At 62.8% G+C, this 16,400-nt stretch carries 12 protein-coding genes and 1 tRNA gene; 8 read left to right on the top strand and 5 right to left on the bottom strand.

Going from position 1 to position 16,400, the window contains the following annotated elements; all coding sequences use genetic code 11:
* Nucleotides 1–70: 70 nt before the first annotated feature.
* Together IEV88_RS02025 and IEV88_RS02020 are read left to right on the top strand one after the other, a co-directional pair.
* Nucleotides 71–844, top strand: a complete 774-nt coding sequence (locus IEV88_RS02025) for an enoyl-CoA hydratase (RefSeq protein ID WP_188159623.1) — start codon at nucleotides 71–73, stop codon at nucleotides 842–844.
* 172 nt (nucleotides 845–1,016) lie between these two features.
* Entirely contained in the window at nucleotides 1,017–1,691 is a 675-nt protein-coding gene (locus tag IEV88_RS02020) for a hypothetical protein (protein WP_188159622.1), read from the top strand.
* 73 nt (nucleotides 1,692–1,764) lie between these two features.
* On the opposite strand, the gene IEV88_RS02015 is transcribed toward IEV88_RS02020, so the two are convergent.
* Together IEV88_RS02015 and IEV88_RS02010 are read right to left on the bottom strand one after the other, a co-directional pair.
* Nucleotides 1,765–3,957: a 3-hydroxyacyl-CoA dehydrogenase NAD-binding domain-containing protein gene (locus tag IEV88_RS02015; protein WP_188159621.1), complete on the bottom strand. Its 2,193-nt coding sequence runs from the start codon at nucleotides 3,955–3,957 to the stop codon at nucleotides 1,765–1,767.
* 21 nt (nucleotides 3,958–3,978) lie between these two features.
* Entirely contained in the window at nucleotides 3,979–5,187 is a 1,209-nt protein-coding gene (locus tag IEV88_RS02010) for an acetyl-CoA C-acetyltransferase (RefSeq protein WP_188159620.1), read from the bottom strand.
* Between the two features lie 243 nt (nucleotides 5,188–5,430).
* On the opposite strand from IEV88_RS02010, the gene IEV88_RS02005 reads away from it, so the two are divergent.
* From IEV88_RS02005 to IEV88_RS01995, 3 genes are all read left to right on the top strand, one after another.
* A complete protein-coding gene (locus IEV88_RS02005) occupies nucleotides 5,431–6,216 on the top strand; it encodes a BON domain-containing protein (protein ID WP_188159619.1) in 786 nt (261 codons plus the stop codon).
* A 3-nt stretch (nucleotides 6,217–6,219) separates the two neighbouring features.
* Complete coding sequence (locus tag IEV88_RS02000; protein ID WP_188159618.1) at nucleotides 6,220–6,732, top strand: helix-hairpin-helix domain-containing protein; 513 nt, start codon at nucleotides 6,220–6,222, stop codon at nucleotides 6,730–6,732.
* Nucleotides 6,733–6,850: 118 nt separating this feature from the next.
* A tRNA-Ile gene (locus IEV88_RS01995) sits at nucleotides 6,851–6,927 on the top strand.
* 153 nt (nucleotides 6,928–7,080) lie between these two features.
* Here the strand turns inward: IEV88_RS01995 and IEV88_RS01990 are convergent.
* Complete coding sequence (locus IEV88_RS01990; RefSeq protein WP_188159617.1) at nucleotides 7,081–7,677, bottom strand: TetR/AcrR family transcriptional regulator; 597 nt, start codon at nucleotides 7,675–7,677, stop codon at nucleotides 7,081–7,083.
* 145 nt (nucleotides 7,678–7,822) lie between these two features.
* On the opposite strand from IEV88_RS01990, the gene IEV88_RS01985 reads away from it, so the two are divergent.
* The 3 genes from IEV88_RS01985 to IEV88_RS01975 are packed head-to-tail and all read left to right on the top strand — an operon-like array spanning nucleotide 7,823 to nucleotide 13,699.
* Nucleotides 7,823–9,058, top strand: a complete 1,236-nt coding sequence (locus tag IEV88_RS01985; protein ID WP_188159616.1) for an efflux RND transporter periplasmic adaptor subunit — start codon at nucleotides 7,823–7,825, stop codon at nucleotides 9,056–9,058.
* 21 nt (nucleotides 9,059–9,079) lie between these two features.
* Nucleotides 9,080–12,262: an efflux RND transporter permease subunit gene (locus IEV88_RS01980; protein WP_188159615.1), complete on the top strand. Its 3,183-nt coding sequence runs from the start codon at nucleotides 9,080–9,082 to the stop codon at nucleotides 12,260–12,262.
* A gap of 18 nt (nucleotides 12,263–12,280) precedes the next feature.
* Nucleotides 12,281–13,699 carry an efflux transporter outer membrane subunit gene (locus IEV88_RS01975; protein WP_188159614.1) on the top strand — a complete coding sequence of 473 codons (1,419 nt, stop codon included), beginning with the start codon at nucleotides 12,281–12,283 and terminating at the stop codon, nucleotides 13,697–13,699.
* Nucleotides 13,700–13,809: 110 nt separating this feature from the next.
* Here IEV88_RS01975 and IEV88_RS01970 read toward each other — a convergent pair whose 3' ends face one another.
* Both IEV88_RS01970 and IEV88_RS01965 read right to left on the bottom strand, forming a co-directional pair.
* Complete coding sequence (locus IEV88_RS01970) at nucleotides 13,810–15,321, bottom strand: tryptophan halogenase family protein (RefSeq protein WP_188159613.1); 1,512 nt, start codon at nucleotides 15,319–15,321, stop codon at nucleotides 13,810–13,812.
* Between the two features lie 34 nt (nucleotides 15,322–15,355).
* Nucleotides 15,356–16,387, bottom strand: a complete 1,032-nt coding sequence (locus IEV88_RS01965; RefSeq protein ID WP_188159612.1) for a cupin-like domain-containing protein — start codon at nucleotides 16,385–16,387, stop codon at nucleotides 15,356–15,358.
* Nucleotides 16,388–16,400 lie beyond the last annotated feature (13 nt).

Raw genomic sequence — 16,400 nt, 5'->3', positions numbered from 1 at the left:
CCTGCCCCACTGCGTCAAGTAGGGACGGACCAGACACGACCTGAAGGAGACCCCTTGCGGGGACATTGCCATGAGCGAGCAGATCGATATCACGACCCAGGACGGCATCCTGCGGATCGCCTTCAACCGCCCGGAAAAGAAAAATGCGATCCTGCCCGAGATGTACAGGGCGCTCGCCGATGCCTTCGAACGATTCGAAAAAGATGACCGCCTGCGCGTGCTGCTTCTGGAAGGCCGCGGCGACACCTTCACCGCCGGGAACGACATGGCATCATTCTTTGCGCCGGAACCGGACGACCTGGAATCCTTTCCGACCTTCCGCCTGATGATGTCGGCAGCGCGCTGCGACAAGCCGCTGGTTGCCGCCGTCAACGGCCCGGCAGTCGGCATCGGCGTGACGCTGCTGTTGCATTTCGATTTCATCCTTGCCGCCGACGGCGCGACCTTCCAGACCCCTTTCGTCAATCTCGGCGCGGTACCGGAGGCCGGCTCCTCGCAGCTCTTCCCGGCGGCGATAGGCTGGCGCGGCGCGGCGGAATTCCTGATCGCCGGCGACCGGATGACGGCGACCCGCGCCGAGCAGCTCGGCCTGATCAACCGCGTCGTCTCTCCCGGCGCCCTGACCGACCAGGCGCTGGCGGTCGCAAGGCGCATTGCCGAACGCCCGCCCGAAGCGGTGCGCCAGACCAAGCGCCTGATGAAGGGCGATCACATGCCGGGCATGGAAGCGCTGATGCGCGAAGAGATCGTGAAATTCGGTGAACGGATCAAGTCGGCCGAAATGCGCGAGGCGGTGTCGGCTTTCCTGCAGAAGCGCAAGCCGGATTTCTCGAAACCGGGCTGACGCAAAAGTTCCCGTATTGCTGCTTTTTAACGGGCCTTGAAATGCCCCTCATGGGGCAGCAATACCCTCGTATCGGCACAATCCTGCCTTAGTTGGCTCCAATCTGTATTGCATCGGAACGAACGCCGTTTTGGCATGTTTGCTCTGTATTCTGATTAGACAGGAGACCATCATGACCAAGTTTATGAAATACGCCACTGCCTTCACATCCGCTTCCATTCTCAGCCTGACCGGTGCCATGGGCGCTGCAATGGCGCAGGAGGTTCAGGACGGGACGGCACTGACCACCGAGACTGAAGCTGCCGTCGAAGCGCAGGTTGAAACGCAAGCTGCGAGCGAAACCGAAGTTGACGGCCTCACCCGGGACGAACTGACGGAAATCACCGAAAACCAGTTTGCCGCCGCTGACGAAAATGCCGACGAATTGCTGGACGAAGCCGAGTTCGAGACTTTCACCCGCGGTGTCTCCAACACCATGGTCGATGACTATGCCGTCAATCTCGACATGTCGATCGCTTCAGCCGGCACGCGCATGGGTGTCGATATCTCCTCTTCCGGCGCCGTCGCCGACATGATGGAGCGCGACACCAGCGACTTCTACGAGGACGCCGACAGCGAGGATAAGGTTGCGGCGGCTGCCAGCGCCCGCTTCGCTGAACTCAACACAGACGGCGCCGTCGATGCGACGGTGCTGGTGTCCGAAGGCACCACAGCCTTCAACCAGGCTGACGCCGATGGCGATGAGCTACTCATCGACAGCGAGCTTGACGCTTTCGCCGAGAGCTTTACCGGCCTTGATGTGTCCGCCGAGCAGGAAATCGAGACTGATACCGACGCTGCCGGCTAACGCTCGCTCGCACTAACCAAAAAAGCCCCGCCAGACCGGCGGGGCTTTTCTGTTGTCAGTTGTTGTGGGGCGGTTACGCAGCGGCGTAGAACTTGCCACCCTCTTCCGCCTTTTTACGGAACGATGCCGGCGGGGCATAACGCTCGCCATGCTGCTGGGCGAGGGCCTCCGCCTTGCGCACATATTCCTCGACGCCGATCGTGTCGATATGGCTCATCGGACCGCCGGTCCATGGCGCAAAGCCCCAGCCGAAGATCGCACCGAGATCGGCAGACTGCGGATCATGGACGACATCGTCACTGTAGCATTTGGCAACGGCGGCAAGCTGTATGAACAAGAGGCGTTCTTCCACTTCCTCAGCACTTGGCTGGGTGTCGGCGAGCGGGAAATGCTCGGTCAGGCCCGGCCAGATATATTTCTTGCCGCCATCTTCCGGGTACTCGTAGAAGCCACCGCCGGACTTGCGGCCCTTGCGGCCGAGCTCGACGACGAATTTCTCCAGGAGGTCATCGACGCCGGTCGGCTGATAGGCATCGCCCATCTCCTCGCGGGCCGACATCATGATCTTGTAGCCGAGTTCCTGGCTGGTCTCGTCCATCAGGGCGAGCGGGCCGACCGGCATGCCGAGATTGCGGGCGCAATTGTCGATGAGAGCCGGGTTGATCCCCTCCTTCACCATGCGCGCCGCCTCGTTGAGGTAGGGCACGACGACGGAGTTGCAGTAGAAGCCGCGCGTGTCGGAGACGACGATCGGCGTCTTCTTGATCGCCTTGACATAGTCGAGGGCGGCGGCCAGCGGCAGGTCGCCGGAGGCGTCGCCGGGAATGATCTCGACGAGCGGCATCTTGTCGACCGGCGAGAAGAAGTGGATGCCGATGAACTGGGTCGGGCGTTCGGAATTCTTCGCCAGCGAGGTGATCGGGATGGTCGAGGTGTTCGACGCGAAGACGACATCCTTGCCGATCACGGCTTCGGTCTTCTTGATCACATCGGCCTTGACCTTCGGGTCCTCGAAAACGGCCTCGATGATCAGGTCCACGTCCTTCAGATCGTCATAGTCCGCCGTGGTCTTGATCCGGGCCAGCATTTCCTCGGACTTGTCCTTGGTCATCTTGCCCTTGGAGATGCCCTTGTCGTTGAGCTTGCGGGAATAGTCCTTGCCCTTTTCCGCCGCATCGACATCGCGGTCGAGCAACACGACCTCCATGCCGGAGCGGGCCGTGACATAGGCAATGCCTGCGCCCATCATGCCGGCGCCGAGAACGCCGACCTTTTGCAGCTTGACCGGTTCGACCGATTTCGGCCTGGCCATGCCCTTTTCCGCTGCCTGCTTGTTGATGAACAGGGTACGGATCATGTTCTGGGTCTGGTCGGACAACAGGAGCGAGGTGAAATACTTGCTCTCGATGCGCAGCGCGACATCGATCGGCACGATCGAGCCCTCATAGATGCAGGACAGTATCTTGTCGACCTGCGGCATGTTGTGGAAGGTCTGCTTCTGGGCCATCGCCGCAGAGCCTGCAAAGATCGGCACGACGCGCGGGTCCATGGCACCCTGCCCGCCGGGGAACTTGAACCTGGCCTCGTCCCAGGGCTGGCGCACTTTCGGATTGGCCCTGACCCATTCCTTCGCTTTCGCGATCAGCTCGTCATGAGGAACAATGTCGTGGATCAGGTTCTGCGACTTCGCCTGCTCGGCCTTCATCGACGACCCGGTCGTGCACATCTGCATGGCGTTCTGGATACCGGCAAGGCGCGGCACGCGCTGGGTGCCACCGGCGCCGGGCAACAGGCCGACGAGGACTTCCGGCAGGCCGATCTGGACCTTGGGGCTGTCCGACGCGACACGGTAATGCGAGGCGAGACAGACCTCCAGCCCGCCGCCGAGGGCGAGGCCGTTGATCGCCGCCGCGAACGGCTTGGTATAGGCGCCCTTGGACAGGTCTTTCGAGGCCTTGCCGCCCGTCTCCATCTTGCGGAACAGCTTATTCAAGCGGGTCGCGCCTTCATATACTTCCTGCACGGACGGGTTCTCCGAGGAATCGCCAAGCATGCGCAAATCGGCGCCGGCCATGAAGCCGCTATCCTTGCCGGACGCGATGACCGCACCCTTGATGTCGTCATTGGACAGGACTTCATCGACCGCCTTCTCGAAATCCTCGATCAGCTGAGCATTCCAGACATTCATGGACTGGTCCGGCAGATCGATGGTGATCAGGGCGATGCCGTCGCTGTCAACGTCGAATTTGATGGTTTCATATGACATGATATATCTCCGTACCCTGAATTAAATGCGTTCGATGACGGTTGCCGTGCCCATGCCGCCGCCGATGCACAGCGTGACAAGCGCGGTTTCCTTGCCGGAGCGCTCCAGCTCGTCGAGCGCGGTCGACAGGATCATCGCGCCGGTCGCGCCCATCGGGTGGCCCATGGCGATCGCGCCGCCGCAGACATTGATCTCGCTATGATCGAGGTCCATCGCCTGCATGTAGCGCAGGACGACCGAGGCGAACGCCTCGTTCAGCTCCCACAGGTCGATGTCCTTCTTGTCCATGCCGGCGCGCTTGAGCAGTTTCTGGGTCACGAATTCCGGCCCGGTCAGCATGATCGTCGGCTCCGAACCTACGGAGGCCATGGCGCGGATCTTCGCGCGCGGCTTCAGGCCCAGCTTCTCGCCGATCTCCTTCGAGCCGATGAGGATCGCCGCGGCACCGTCGACGATGCCGGACGAGTTGCCGGCATGATGGATGTGGTTGATCTTCTCAAGTTCGGGGTATTTCTGGATCGCCACATAATCGAAGCCCGGCATCTCGCCGAGCATGGCAAAGGACGGGTTGAGCGCGCCCAGCGTCTGCATGTCGGTGTCCGGACGCACGGTCTCGTCACGGTCGAGCACGGACAGGCCGAGCACGTCTTTCACCGGGACGATCGAGCCCTTGAAGCGGCCCTCTTCCCACGATCTGGCGGCGCGCTTCTGGCTTTCGACCGCATAGGCGTCGGCATCGTCGCGGGAGATACCGTATTTGGTCGCGATGATATCGGCCGAGATACCCTGCGGCACGATGTAGTTCTTGATCGCCACCGCCGGGTCGGACACCATGGCGCCGCCATCGGAGCCCATCGGCACGCGCGACATGGATTCAACGCCGCCGCCGATCGCCATGTCGGCCTCACCGGACATGACCTTGGCCGCGGCCATATTGGTCGCTTCCAGCGCCGAGGCGCAGAAGCGGTTGACCTGAACGCCCGCGGTTGTCTGGGCGTAGTCGGCCTGCAACACGGCGGTCCGGGCGATGTTCGCGCCCTGCTCGCCGACCGGCATCACGCAGCCGAGAATGACATCGTCGACATTCTCCGTGTCGAGATCGTTGCGGTCGCGGAGCGCCTCCAGCACCTGGGCGGCAAGCTGGACCGGGGTGATTTCATGCAGGGCGCCATCGGGCTTTCCCTTGCCGCGCGGCGTGCGGACGGCGTCGTAAATATAAGCGTCAGCCATGACGGATATGTCCTTTCCTGGAGCTGTTCTGGACGTGGGGCGCGGACGCCTTGTGGCAAGCCCGTCCCGTATTTGCCAGAAACCTAGGCAAGCCGGTACCGGCTTGCAATGCTGCGATGCAGTTGGCCTGCAGTCGGCATCGCCCCCGGGGACAGGCAGCTGGCCTTTGGGCACAAGGGCTTACGCAGGATCGCCGCCTATTGTATAGGAAGCCCCGCAACCCCTGGAGGACGTGACAGGCTGATGACGCTGAAGATACTGGCAGGCACGGCGCTTTTCCTGCTGCTCGGCTATGGTGGCATCCACAGCCAGTGGCCTGCGCGGCTCGGCCTTGACGGGACGGGAGTCGAGACCGCCGAGCAGGCCCTGCGCGAGGCGGCGCTGGCGCGCCTTTCCGATGCCGGCATCGCCTGGGCAAATGTCACCATGAATGGCCAGAAGGCGGTGCTTTCCGGCACCGCGCCGGATGCAGCAGCCGCCGAGCAGGCCGCGGCCGTGGTGCGCAGGTCGGTCTGGGCCGGCGGCTATGTCGGTGGCGGCATCACATCGGTCGATATCTCCCGTGTGCGCTTCGAGACCATGCAGGACGCCGCCCCGCCGGTCGCCGCACCCTTTACCTGGTCAGCGAGCGTCATCGATGGCGAGGCGGTGACGCTGGTCGGCTTCGTGCCCGACGACCGGGTAAGGCTGGCGCTGGTGGCAGAAGCTGAAAGCCTGTTCGGGGAACCGGTCGAAGACCTGATGCAGGTTGCCCGCGGCGCGCCGGAGGGCGACTGGACCCGCGCCGCCAGCCTGTCGCTCGCCGCCCTGAGCCAGCTGGAAACCGGCCAGGTCGACGCCACAGATGCCAGGTTCAGCCTGAGCGGGCTGGCTGTCGATGACGCCGCCGCAGAGCGGGCCCGCGAGCCGCTCGCCGCCTACCCCGCCGGATTGACCATTACCGTGGCGATCAATCTGGTGCCCGATGGGCTGGTGGAAGGCCAGCCTGCCCGCGACCGCGAAGCAGATGAACCAGTGGCAGGAGAATAGACGATGATCTGGCTTGCCTGGCACATGTGGATCCTGCTCGCCCTTGCCTTCCTGCTCGGGCTGTTCATGGGCTGGTGGCTGTTCTGGAAGCGGGAGCACCGCCCGGATGAGACGACCGAGGCCAATCCCAGCCGGATGGCGCCGGAACACTCGGCGCCTCGGACAAAAGTCCCGCCGCCGCCGGCGCCAACGCCGGTCATGATGAGCCCGGCCATGCCGGTGCTCTACGACCGGCCGGACAAGGGCGACCCGGACAATCTGCAACGGATCAGCGGCATCGGGCCACGCTACGAAAAGCTGCTCAACGAGCTTGGCGTCTTTTACTATGCGCAGATCGCCCACTGGACGCAGCAGGAGATCGCCTGGCTCGACAACCGGCTCGGCTTCCCCGGCCGCATCGCCCGGGACAAATGGCAGGAACAGGCGCGGCTCCTGCTGCTCGGCGCCAGCGTCGGCCCGACACGCCGCACGCCCGCCAACAAGGCCGACAAGGATCCGCCGCACGAGCCGGTTTAGGCGCCAGTCGAGGCGGCTTTCAGGCTTTCCTTTCAGGCTTTCAAGGGCGGAGCGAAGCTGCTATAGGGCAGAATTCTCCGGGACCGGCGGCCACGCTCTCCGCCGGGCCACACTAAGGGGGTCTGTAGCTCAATTGGTTAGAGCTGGCGGCTCATAACCGCTAGGTTGGGGGTTCGAGTCCCTCCGGACCCACCACTGTCACTGGCGCGAAGCCGCCCGCCAACCGCGCTAGTCGGGTGGCTAGGATGTCCCTCCGGCCGCTACCATCCCGAGATGATCTGCAAGACGCAGGAGAGATCGTCAGACGCAACAGGAACCAGCAGCGAGTGCCCGCCAACGCCTTGGCTGTCACTTGTCGCTGAGGATTTGCCCGATCACGCTTTCAAGCACCGGCAACACCGCCTTGTGGTCGAAACCAGGATTGCGGAGGATGCGGATGGCAAGGCCATTGAGGACGGAAAACAGTACCTCGACCCGCGCCTCGGCATTGTCGAGGCCCATGCGTTCCCCGATAAGCTCCACGAAACCGTTTCGCATATAGGCGTCGAGTTCGTGAACGATGCGGGCGATCTCGGGATTGCGCGCGGCTTCTGCGAGGATCTCCAGCATCAGGACGGAGTGAAACGTATCGGCCAGGTGACACGCCGCTTCGTCGATCTTCGAGATCAGGGCCGAATGCAGCTCATCGGCGGTAAGACTGCGGAAATAGGCGAGCTTTTCGTTCGCCTTGATCTCCTCCTCGCGCACGATGGCGGCGATGATCTCGTCCTTACTCGCGAAATAGTGATAGATGTGGCCGACGCTCATCTTCGCCGACTTGGCGATGCGCGACATGCTCGATCCGTGAAAGCCCTCTTCCACGAAACACCGTGCAGCAGCCTGTAAGGCCTGATCTTTTTTGGAGACTGGTGCGGCTTCTGCGGCCTGATCGTCTGTTATTACCATGATTTCTGCCTATATGCCGTCGCGTCAACGGTCAATTTTTTTGCACTGCAGCGATTGACAATCGCAAGGAAATATTTAGATCGAATGTTCATTCTAGACCGAATATCTGATTATCCGGTGCAATTTCAAGCGGGAATAACATTACATGCCAGCCAGCTACGCTCTCCCCGTCCAAAAACATTCTGTCAAAGCCGGCGTCGCAGCCGTGCTCTCCCTCGCCCTTCTCGGCGCAGGCCTGAGCGGTTGCGGCGACCCGCAATCCATGGCTCAGGCACAGGAAGGACCACCGGCGCAGCAGGCCACGCCGGTGGAGACGGTCATGCTCGAGGAGGCGAGCGTCGAACTCGCGCAGACCCTGTCGGGCCGGGCGAGCGCCTATCGTATCGCCGAGATCCGGCCGCAGGTGACCGGCCTGATCGAGGAGCGCATCTTCACCGAGGGTGAGGAAGTCACGGCTGGCGATCCGCTTTACCGCATCGAGAACACTGATTATCGCGCCGCCCTCGACAGCGCTGCCGCGTCCCTAGCCCGGGCACAGGCCACGGCGGACGTCACCCGCCAGCAGGCCGCCCGGTTCGAGCGCCTCGTCGAGAACAACGCCGTCAGCCAGCAGCAATATGACGAGGCCGTCGCCGCCGCGCGGCAGGCAGAGGCCGATGTCGCCATGCAGCAGGCGGCCCTGAAGACCGCCCGCACCAATCTCGACCGCGCCATCATCCGCGCCCCGATCGACGGTCAGATCGGCCGCTCGACCGTGACGGAAGGGGCGCTGGTCACCCAGAACCAGGCGCAGGCACTGGCGACCGTCCACCAGCTCGATCCGGTCTATGTCGACCTGACCACCTCCTCATCCGACCTTCTTGCCTGGCGCCGGCAGATGGCCGAGGGGCGCATGGCCGCGACCGGCGAGGGCAAGATACCGGTGACGATCACGCTGGAAGACGGCACCGTCTACGATCGCGAGGGCGAACTGGAATTTACCGAGGTCAGCATCGATGATCGCGCCGGCACCGTCGTGATCCGCGCGACTGTGCCGAACCCGGACAATTACATCCTGCCCGGCTCTTTCGTCCGCGCCAGCCTGCCGGTCGGTGAATACGAGAACGCAATACTGGCGCCCCAGGCTGCGGTACAGCGCACGCCAAAAGGTGAAGCCTTCGCCTATGTCGTCAGCCCCGAGGGCACGGCGGAGCAGCGCATGCTGACCGTCGAGGCCGCCCGCACCGGCGACTGGATCGTCACCAGCGGCCTTTCCGAAGGTGAAGAACTGATCGTCAGCGGCCTGATGATGCTGCGCCCCGGCGCCCCGGTCGCCGTGGCCAGTGACGCGGCGCCGCAACAGGGTGGCCCGTCCGGCGCCGGCCCGAACGCCGCAAACTAGGCAGAGCAAGGAAGATACATCATGGCCAAGTTTTTCATCGACAGGCCCGTGTTCGCCTGGGTCATCGCGCTCGTCATCATGCTGGCGGGGATCATCTCCCTGCGCCTCCTGCCGGTCGCGCAATATCCCGATATCGCGCCGCCGAGCGTCAGCGTCTCCGCTGTCTATCCGGGCGCGTCCGCCAAGGCGGTCGAGGACTCCGTCACCCAGATCATCGAACAGCAGATGACCGGCCTCGACGGGCTGGAATATTTCTCCTCCTCCTCGTCATCGTCCGGTGCGTCGAATGTGACCCTCACCTTTGCTGGCGGGACAGACCCGGACATTGCGCAGGTCCAGGTGCAGAACAAGCTCGCCCGCGCCACGCCGCTGCTGCCCGAACAGGTCCAGCGCCAGGGCATCACCGTGGCCAAGGCCAATGCCGGCTTCCTGATCATCGTCGGGCTCGTCGCAAACGATGAGAGCTATGGCTATACCGAGGCTGACCTCGCCGACTATGCCTCCTCAACGCTGATCGACCCGGTCAGCCGCATCGATGGGGTCGGCAATATCCAGCGCTTCGGCGCGGAATATGCCATGCGCGTCTGGCTCGATACCGACAAGCTGACCCAGTTCAACCTGGCGCCATCAGACGTCGTGCAGGCGATCCGTGAACAGAACACGCAGGTTTCTTCCGGCGCCATCGGCGCGGCCCCCTTCGTCGAAGGCCAGCAGATCACCGCGACAATCACCCTGCAATCGCTTCTGCAGACGCCGCAGCAATTTCGCGACATCACCCTGCTGACGACGGACGACGGCGCAAGCGTTCGGCTGGAAGATGTCGCCCGCGTCGAGGTCGGTGCAGCCGAATACAGCCGCATCGCCAAGTGGAACGGCAAGGTCGCGACCGGCTTCGCCGTACAGCTCGCGACCGGCGCCAACGCGCTGGAGACGGCGGAAGCGGTGCGCGAGCGCGTCGCCGAACTGACCGAGAACACGCTGCCGCCCGGCGTCGAGATCATCTATCCGGTTGACTCCACGCCGTTCATCGACAAGTCGATCCACGAAGTCGAGAAGACGCTCTACGAAGCGGTCTTCCTCGTCTTTCTCGTCATGCTCGTCTTCCTGCAATCCTTCCGCGCCACGCTGGTGCCGATGATCGCCGTGCCGGTCGTGCTGCTCGGCACCTTCGCGATCATGCTCGCCTTCGGCTTTTCCATCAACACGCTGACCATGTTCGCCATGGTGCTCGCGATTGGCCTGCTCGTCGACGATGCCATCGTCGTCGTGGAGAACGTCGAACGGGTGATGGCGGAGGAAGGCCTGTCGCCGCGAGAGGCGACGCGCAAGTCTATGGACCAGATCACCGGCGCCCTGGTCGGCATCGCCGTGGTGCTGTCGGCCGTTTTCGTGCCGATGGCCTTCTTTCCGGGCAGTACCGGGATCATCTATCGCCAGTTCTCGATTACCATCGTCTCAGCGATGATCCTGTCTGTCGTCGTCGCCATCGTTCTGTCGCCGGCGCTGTGCGCGAATCTCTTGAAGCATAAGGATGCCACGCATGAACCCGGCCAGAAAAAAGGCTGGCGCGGCGTCGCCGCCCGTCCCGCCGACTGGTTCAACCGGTCCTTTGCCGGCCTGACCGACTGGTATGCGGCGACCGTCGCCCGCATTCTGCGGCGCCGCTGGCTGTTCGTCGGTGTCTTCGTGCTGTTGCTGGCTGGCGCCGGTCTTCTCGCAACCCGCATCCCGACCTCCTTCCTGCCGGAAGAGGACCAGGGCAGCGCCATCGCGCTGGTGCAACTGCCGCCATCCGCTTCCATGGAGCGTACGGAGGAAGTGATGGAGGAGATCCGCACCTATATCCTCGAAGACCAGGGCGACGCAGTGATGGGGCTCTTCACCGCCTCCGGCTTCTCCTTTGCCGGCCAGTCACAGAATATGGGGCTCGCCTTTATCCGTCTGAAGGACTGGGAAGACCGCGATATCAGTGCCCAGGAACTGGCAGCCCAATCCATGGGACGGTTTTCGCAGATTACCGAGGGCATGGTCTTCACCATCGTGCCGCCGCCGATCAGCGAGCTTGGCAACTCCTCCGGCTTCGATCTGTATCTTCAGGATGTCGGCGGCGTCGGCCACGACGCCCTGCTCGATGCCCGCAACCAGCTGCTCGGCATGGCCGGACAGAATCCGACGCTGATGGGCGTGCGTCCCAATGGCCAGGAAGACAACCCGCAATACAATATCAGCGTCGATTTCGAGAAGGCGCAGTCGCTGGGCCTCAATATCGCCCAGGTCAACTCGACCCTGTCGGTCGCGATCGGCGGTCTCTATGTCAATGACTATATCGATCGTGGACGGATCAAGCGGGTCTATGTACAGGCGGATGCGCCGCATCGCATGATGCCGGAAGATATCGCCGACCTGCGCGTGCGCAATAATGATGGCGAGATGATCCCGCTCAGCGCGTTCACGACAGCGGAATGGACCTATGGCTCGCCGCAGCTGCAACGCTATAACGGCGTGCCGGCCCTGAACATTCAGGGCCAGGCCGCCCCCGGCTATTCCTCGGGCGAGGCCATGGACGAGATTGAGAATATCATCGCCCAGCTGCCGCAAGGCATCGGCTATGAGTGGACCGGCCTGTCCCTGCAGGAACAGACGTCCGGCAACCAGGCGCCCCTGCTCTATGCGCTGTCGATCCTCGTCGTCTTCCTCTGCCTTGCCGCGCTTTATGAAAGCTGGACGGTGCCGATTTCGGTTCTCCTGATCATGCCGCTGGGCATTATCGGCGCGCTGGTCGCCGCCTCGTTCCGCGGCCTGTCCAACGACATCTTCTTCCAGGTCGGCCTGTTGACCACGATCGGCCTTGCGTCGAAGAACGCGATCCTGATCGTGGAATTTGCCAAGCTGCTGGAAGAGGAAGGCAAGGAGCTGATCGAGGCGACTCTCGAAGCCGTCCGCATGCGTTTCCGGCCGATCCTGATGACCTCCCTCGCCTTCGGCTTCGGTGTCATCCCGCTTGCCCTGTCGACAGGTGCAGGTGCAGCGGGCCGGGTCGCCATCGGTTCCGCCGTGCTCGGCGGCATGATTGCCGCGACGGTGCTCGGCGTCTTCTTCGCGCCGCTGTTCTACGTGATCATCCGCAAGCTGACAGGTGCCAAGCCGCTGAAAAAGCCGGGCGCGGAAGATGAACCCGCCGCCGCGCTGCAGCCGGCAGAATGATTGAGAGGATATCAACCCATGAACAAGATCCTTGCCCTTGCCGCCGTCAGCGCGATTGCCCTGTCGGGCTGCGTCAGCCTCGCGCCTGACTATGAGCGCCCGGACGCACCCGTGCCGGCATCCCTGCCTGTCGGCGAAACCGGTGCCGCCCCTCAGGGAAGCCTTGCCATCGCCGGGGCCGAGTGGCGCACCGTCTTCACCGATCCGGCCCTTCAGGACGTGATCGAGACGGCGCTCGTCAATAATCGCGACCTGCGCGTGGCGACGCTGAACGTGCAGGCCGCCCGCGCCCGCTATGGCATTACCGGCGCGGCGCGCTATCCGTCTTTATCGGCCAGTGCCAGCGCAACGGAACGCGAGGTGTTCGATGATGGCGGCTCTGCGCAAGACCCGTCCATCGCCTTCCAGCAGGTCGATCAGGCCTCGGCGCAACTGGCGACGACGGCCTATGAACTCGACCTGTTCGGGCGGGTCAACTCCCTCAACCAGCAGGCGCTGCAGCAATATTTTGCCGCCGAGGAAAACCGCCGCAATGCAGAGCTGACCCTGATCAGCACCGTTGCCAATGCCTGGATCAGCCTCGCCACCAATGAGCGCCTGCTGGCCCTCGCCATCGACACCGCCGATGCACAGGAAGAATCGCTCGAGCTGACACAGCAATTATTCGACGCCGGTGCTGCCAATGAACTCGATTACAGCCGGGCGCTCGGTAGCGTCGAGACCTCCCGCGCCGATATTGCCCGCTTTGAAGCGCTGGTCGCCCAGGCCCGCAATGCGCTGGTTCTGCTGACCGGCGCGCCGGTGCCGGAAACGGTGATGGACGAGGCGGCCTTGCTGCCGGCCCCGGTCAATACCGACCTTGCCGTCACGCGCTCGTCGGATGTGTTGCTGGCACGGCCCGATGTCCTCGCCGCCGAACGCACGCTGGAAGCGGCCAATGCCAATATCGGCGCGGCACGCGCGGCGTTCTTCCCGCGCATCACCCTGACCGGCAGCGCCGGCTATGCGTCGACCGAGCTGGACGGACTTTTCAGCGACGGCACCGGTGTGTGGAGCTTCACGCCCTCCGTCAGTGTGCCGATCTTTACCGGCGGCGCCAACCGGGCCAATTTGAAGCTAGCCACGGCGCAACGCGACATCGCCCTCGCCCGGTATGAGCAGGCGATCCAGTCTGCCTTCCGCGAAACAGCCGACGCCCTTGCCGTCTCGCAGACGATCGACCGGCGCATCGCATCGCTGGAAAAATTCGTCAGTGCCAATGAGCGGGCGCTGGAGCTGTCGGAACTGCGCCTGCGCGAGGGGATCGATTCCTATCTCTCCGTCCTCGATGCTCAGCGCACGGTCTATCAGGCTCGCCAGGCCCTGATCGCAGCACAGCAGGAGCGCGCCGCCAATGCCGTGGCGCTCTATCTTGCCCTCGGCGGTACCGGGCAATAGATCGCGACAACCGCGCCATGGGCCGGCAGTTTCGCCACGGCATCGGCGATCTGGAAAGACAGTGGAAACAGGAAAACCAAGAAAGAGGCCGGGGCATGTCCCCGGCTTCTTTATGCGCGCTGCATGACGGCGTCGTTGGTACTACCGTTGGCGCAATAGCGTTCGATAAAGGCCTGGTGGGTCGGCATCTGACCAACCGCCCTGGTAATGTTTTCTTTCATCCGCACCAGTGTGCCGCGCAGCTGGTCGTCCGTCATCAGCGCGCCCATGCGGTGCCAAGCTTGCGGCATCATCCGCTGGCCCATCATCACCTGCAGCCATGAATCGACGCGGAACAAGTCGTGCGGGTCCGGATGTACGAGAGCTGATTGCCTGAACAGCTCGATGCGATGGGCAAGACTATCCGGAATAGCCATGTCCCGGCACCGCTGCCAGAACGGGCTGTCATCGCGCTCGGTTGCCTTGTAATGCAATACGATGAAATCGCGAATGCACTCAAGTTCCTTGATCATCAGCTCGTTGAAGTGATCGCGGGTCGGCTCGCTGATCCCGCCAAACGGGAAGCATTTGAGTAATCGCGTAATGCCGATCTGGATCAAATGGATCGAGGTGGATTCCAACGGCTCGATGAACCCGGAGGACAGACCGAGGGCAACGCAGTTCCGGGTCCACATGCTTTTGCGCCGGCCGGTTCGATAGCGGATCATTCGCGGCTCCGTCAGTTGCTCGCCCTCGATATTTCCGGCAAGCCTGTCCCTCGCGGCATCGTCGGACAGGTACTCGCTGCAAAAAACGAGACCGTTGCCAACACGATGCTGCAGCGGGATGCGCCATTGCCAGCCAGCATCGTGTGCCATGGCGCGGGTATAGGTCAGCGGCTCTGCGACGGACTGCGTCTGCACCGCCAGCGCGCTATCCGTCGGCAACCAGTGGGTCCAGTCTTCGTACCCGGTCTTCAGTGCGTCCTCGATCAGCAGGCCGCGAAAGCCGGTACAGTCGATGAAAAGATCGCCCTCGATCCGCTCCCCGCTCTCAAGCACCAAGGCAGCAATATCACCGCTCTCGCCATCGAGATCGACCGTCGCGATCTTTCCCTCCTGACGTCTGACGCCGTACTGTTCGCTGAAGCGCCGCAGAAATTGTCCGTAGGCGGTTGCATCGAGATGAAAGGCATAGCTCGTCGGCGCTTTCTCACCGGTGTAAAACCGGCCGGCCTCTGCGGCCTGCAGTTCGAAGCAATACTCCCCGAACTCACCGGCAAACCCCTTCTCTCTCGCTTCGAGCCAGAGATTCTGGAAATCGCCCATCCAGTTACCGCGCCCGACCGTCCCGAAGGAGTGGATATAGCGGTCACCGACTTCGCCCCAGTTCTCGAACGCGATACCGAGCTTGAAGGTCGCGTTGGTCTCACGCATGAAATCGCGCTCGTCGATACCCAACAGGTGATGGAAGGTCCGCATCGTCGGGATCGTTGCCTCACCCACGCCGACCGTGCCGATATCGTCGGACTCGACCAGGGTCACGTCGAGCAGCGTGCCGAGAACTTTGCCGAGTGCTGCTGCGACCGTCCATCCGGCGGTTCCCCCGCCGGCAATGACCACTTTTCTTACTCGATGTTCCACGCCATTCTCCTGCCTCGATCTTTCCCCTTAAGGACTACCTGTTCATTTTTTGCAAAAGCATGGCCCTCAGGCGCCGTGCCTTCATGTCGTCCATCGGCCCGAGATTGCCTTGGGCCTCTTCGGGCAGATGCGCCGCAGGCCGATCTGCCGGCCCGAAAACATAATAATCGAACACCGCCTGCCAGCCGCGCTTTTCATGCACCGGCCGGTCGCGCAGACTGAGCAGCGCGTGCAGCATTGTGTTTTGCGGCGTATCCATAAAGGCTGGTGAGGTGTTCCACCAGTAATTGACCATGGCGTTGAAGTCGGACAAGGCCTCGACATGGTGCCACCACATGGAGGGATAGAACAGGACATCGCCCGGTTCCATTTCAGCCACTTGCCCGGCGGCCTCTGCCTTGGAGAAATCGGGGAAACGGTCATGATCGGGGTTGCGGAAATCGACCATTGAAACCACTTGCCCGCCGGGGGTCGGCTCGAGCGGCCCGGGATACAGATTGGCAATCTGGTCCGGCGGGAACAGGGTGAAGCGCCGATTGCCGACCATGCAGCAGGCCATGTTGTTGGACATGTCATAATGGCATGTCGCTGTCGTGTGGTTGCCGAGCCAGATGCTGACGGTCAGCGTGTTCTGCTCGAACATCTCATCGTTCAGTACCAGGCCATTTTCATCACGAAGGCCAGGCAAATAGGTCTCGAGATCGGTCGAGCCGATATACAGATGGTCGGCATCCTCCTGCCCCAGCGTTTCCAGCACATCGCCCAGGAACTGTCCCAGATCCTCGCGCCTGGCCGTGAAGTTCAGGCGCGTTGCGGTCTCGTCATAGAAGAACCTGCCGCCTTCGGCCGCGGGCTGCCGCGCCCCGACAACAGGCTTGCCGGAATAAAACCGCATCAGGTAATCGACGGCAGCAGCGGCGGAGTCCCTTCCCGCCTGCACCAGCGGCACATCGCGCAGGACGCCCTTGAGAAGCGCCGGTTTGCCTGCCGCCATCAGATCGCGATAGGGAATGGTTTCGGCCGTCAGGCCGGTTATCTCTTCGGTGCGCTTGTCGATCTTGACCATTTCAAATCGCTCC

The sequence above is a fragment of the Aquisalinus flavus genome (assembly GCF_014640095.1).
Taxonomy (GTDB): domain Bacteria; phylum Pseudomonadota; class Alphaproteobacteria; order Caulobacterales; family Parvularculaceae; genus Aquisalinus; species Aquisalinus flavus.
Note: the sequence above shows the minus strand (reverse complement) of the source record. Positions and strands in the feature narration are given on the sequence as shown.

Excerpts from the sequence above, each read along its gene's own strand:
- IEV88_RS02025 (WP_188159623.1), top strand. The coding sequence starts at position 71 with ATGAGCGAGCAGATCGATATCACGACCCAGGACGGCATCCTGCGGATC.
- IEV88_RS02020 (WP_188159622.1), top strand. The coding sequence starts at position 1,017 with ATGACCAAGTTTATGAAATACGCCACTGCCTTCACATCCGCTTCCATT.
- IEV88_RS02015 (WP_188159621.1), bottom strand. The coding sequence starts at position 3,957 with ATGTCATATGAAACCATCAAATTCGACGTTGACAGCGACGGCATCGCC.
- IEV88_RS02010 (WP_188159620.1), bottom strand. The coding sequence starts at position 5,187 with ATGGCTGACGCTTATATTTACGACGCCGTCCGCACGCCGCGCGGCAAG.
- IEV88_RS02005 (WP_188159619.1), top strand. The coding sequence starts at position 5,431 with ATGACGCTGAAGATACTGGCAGGCACGGCGCTTTTCCTGCTGCTCGGC.
- IEV88_RS02000 (WP_188159618.1), top strand. The coding sequence starts at position 6,220 with ATGATCTGGCTTGCCTGGCACATGTGGATCCTGCTCGCCCTTGCCTTC.
- IEV88_RS01990 (WP_188159617.1), bottom strand. The coding sequence starts at position 7,677 with ATGGTAATAACAGACGATCAGGCCGCAGAAGCCGCACCAGTCTCCAAA.
- IEV88_RS01985 (WP_188159616.1), top strand. The coding sequence starts at position 7,823 with ATGCCAGCCAGCTACGCTCTCCCCGTCCAAAAACATTCTGTCAAAGCC.
- IEV88_RS01980 (WP_188159615.1), top strand. The coding sequence starts at position 9,080 with ATGGCCAAGTTTTTCATCGACAGGCCCGTGTTCGCCTGGGTCATCGCG.
- IEV88_RS01975 (WP_188159614.1), top strand. The coding sequence starts at position 12,281 with ATGAACAAGATCCTTGCCCTTGCCGCCGTCAGCGCGATTGCCCTGTCG.
- IEV88_RS01965 (WP_188159612.1), bottom strand. The coding sequence starts at position 16,387 with ATGGTCAAGATCGACAAGCGCACCGAAGAGATAACCGGCCTGACGGCC.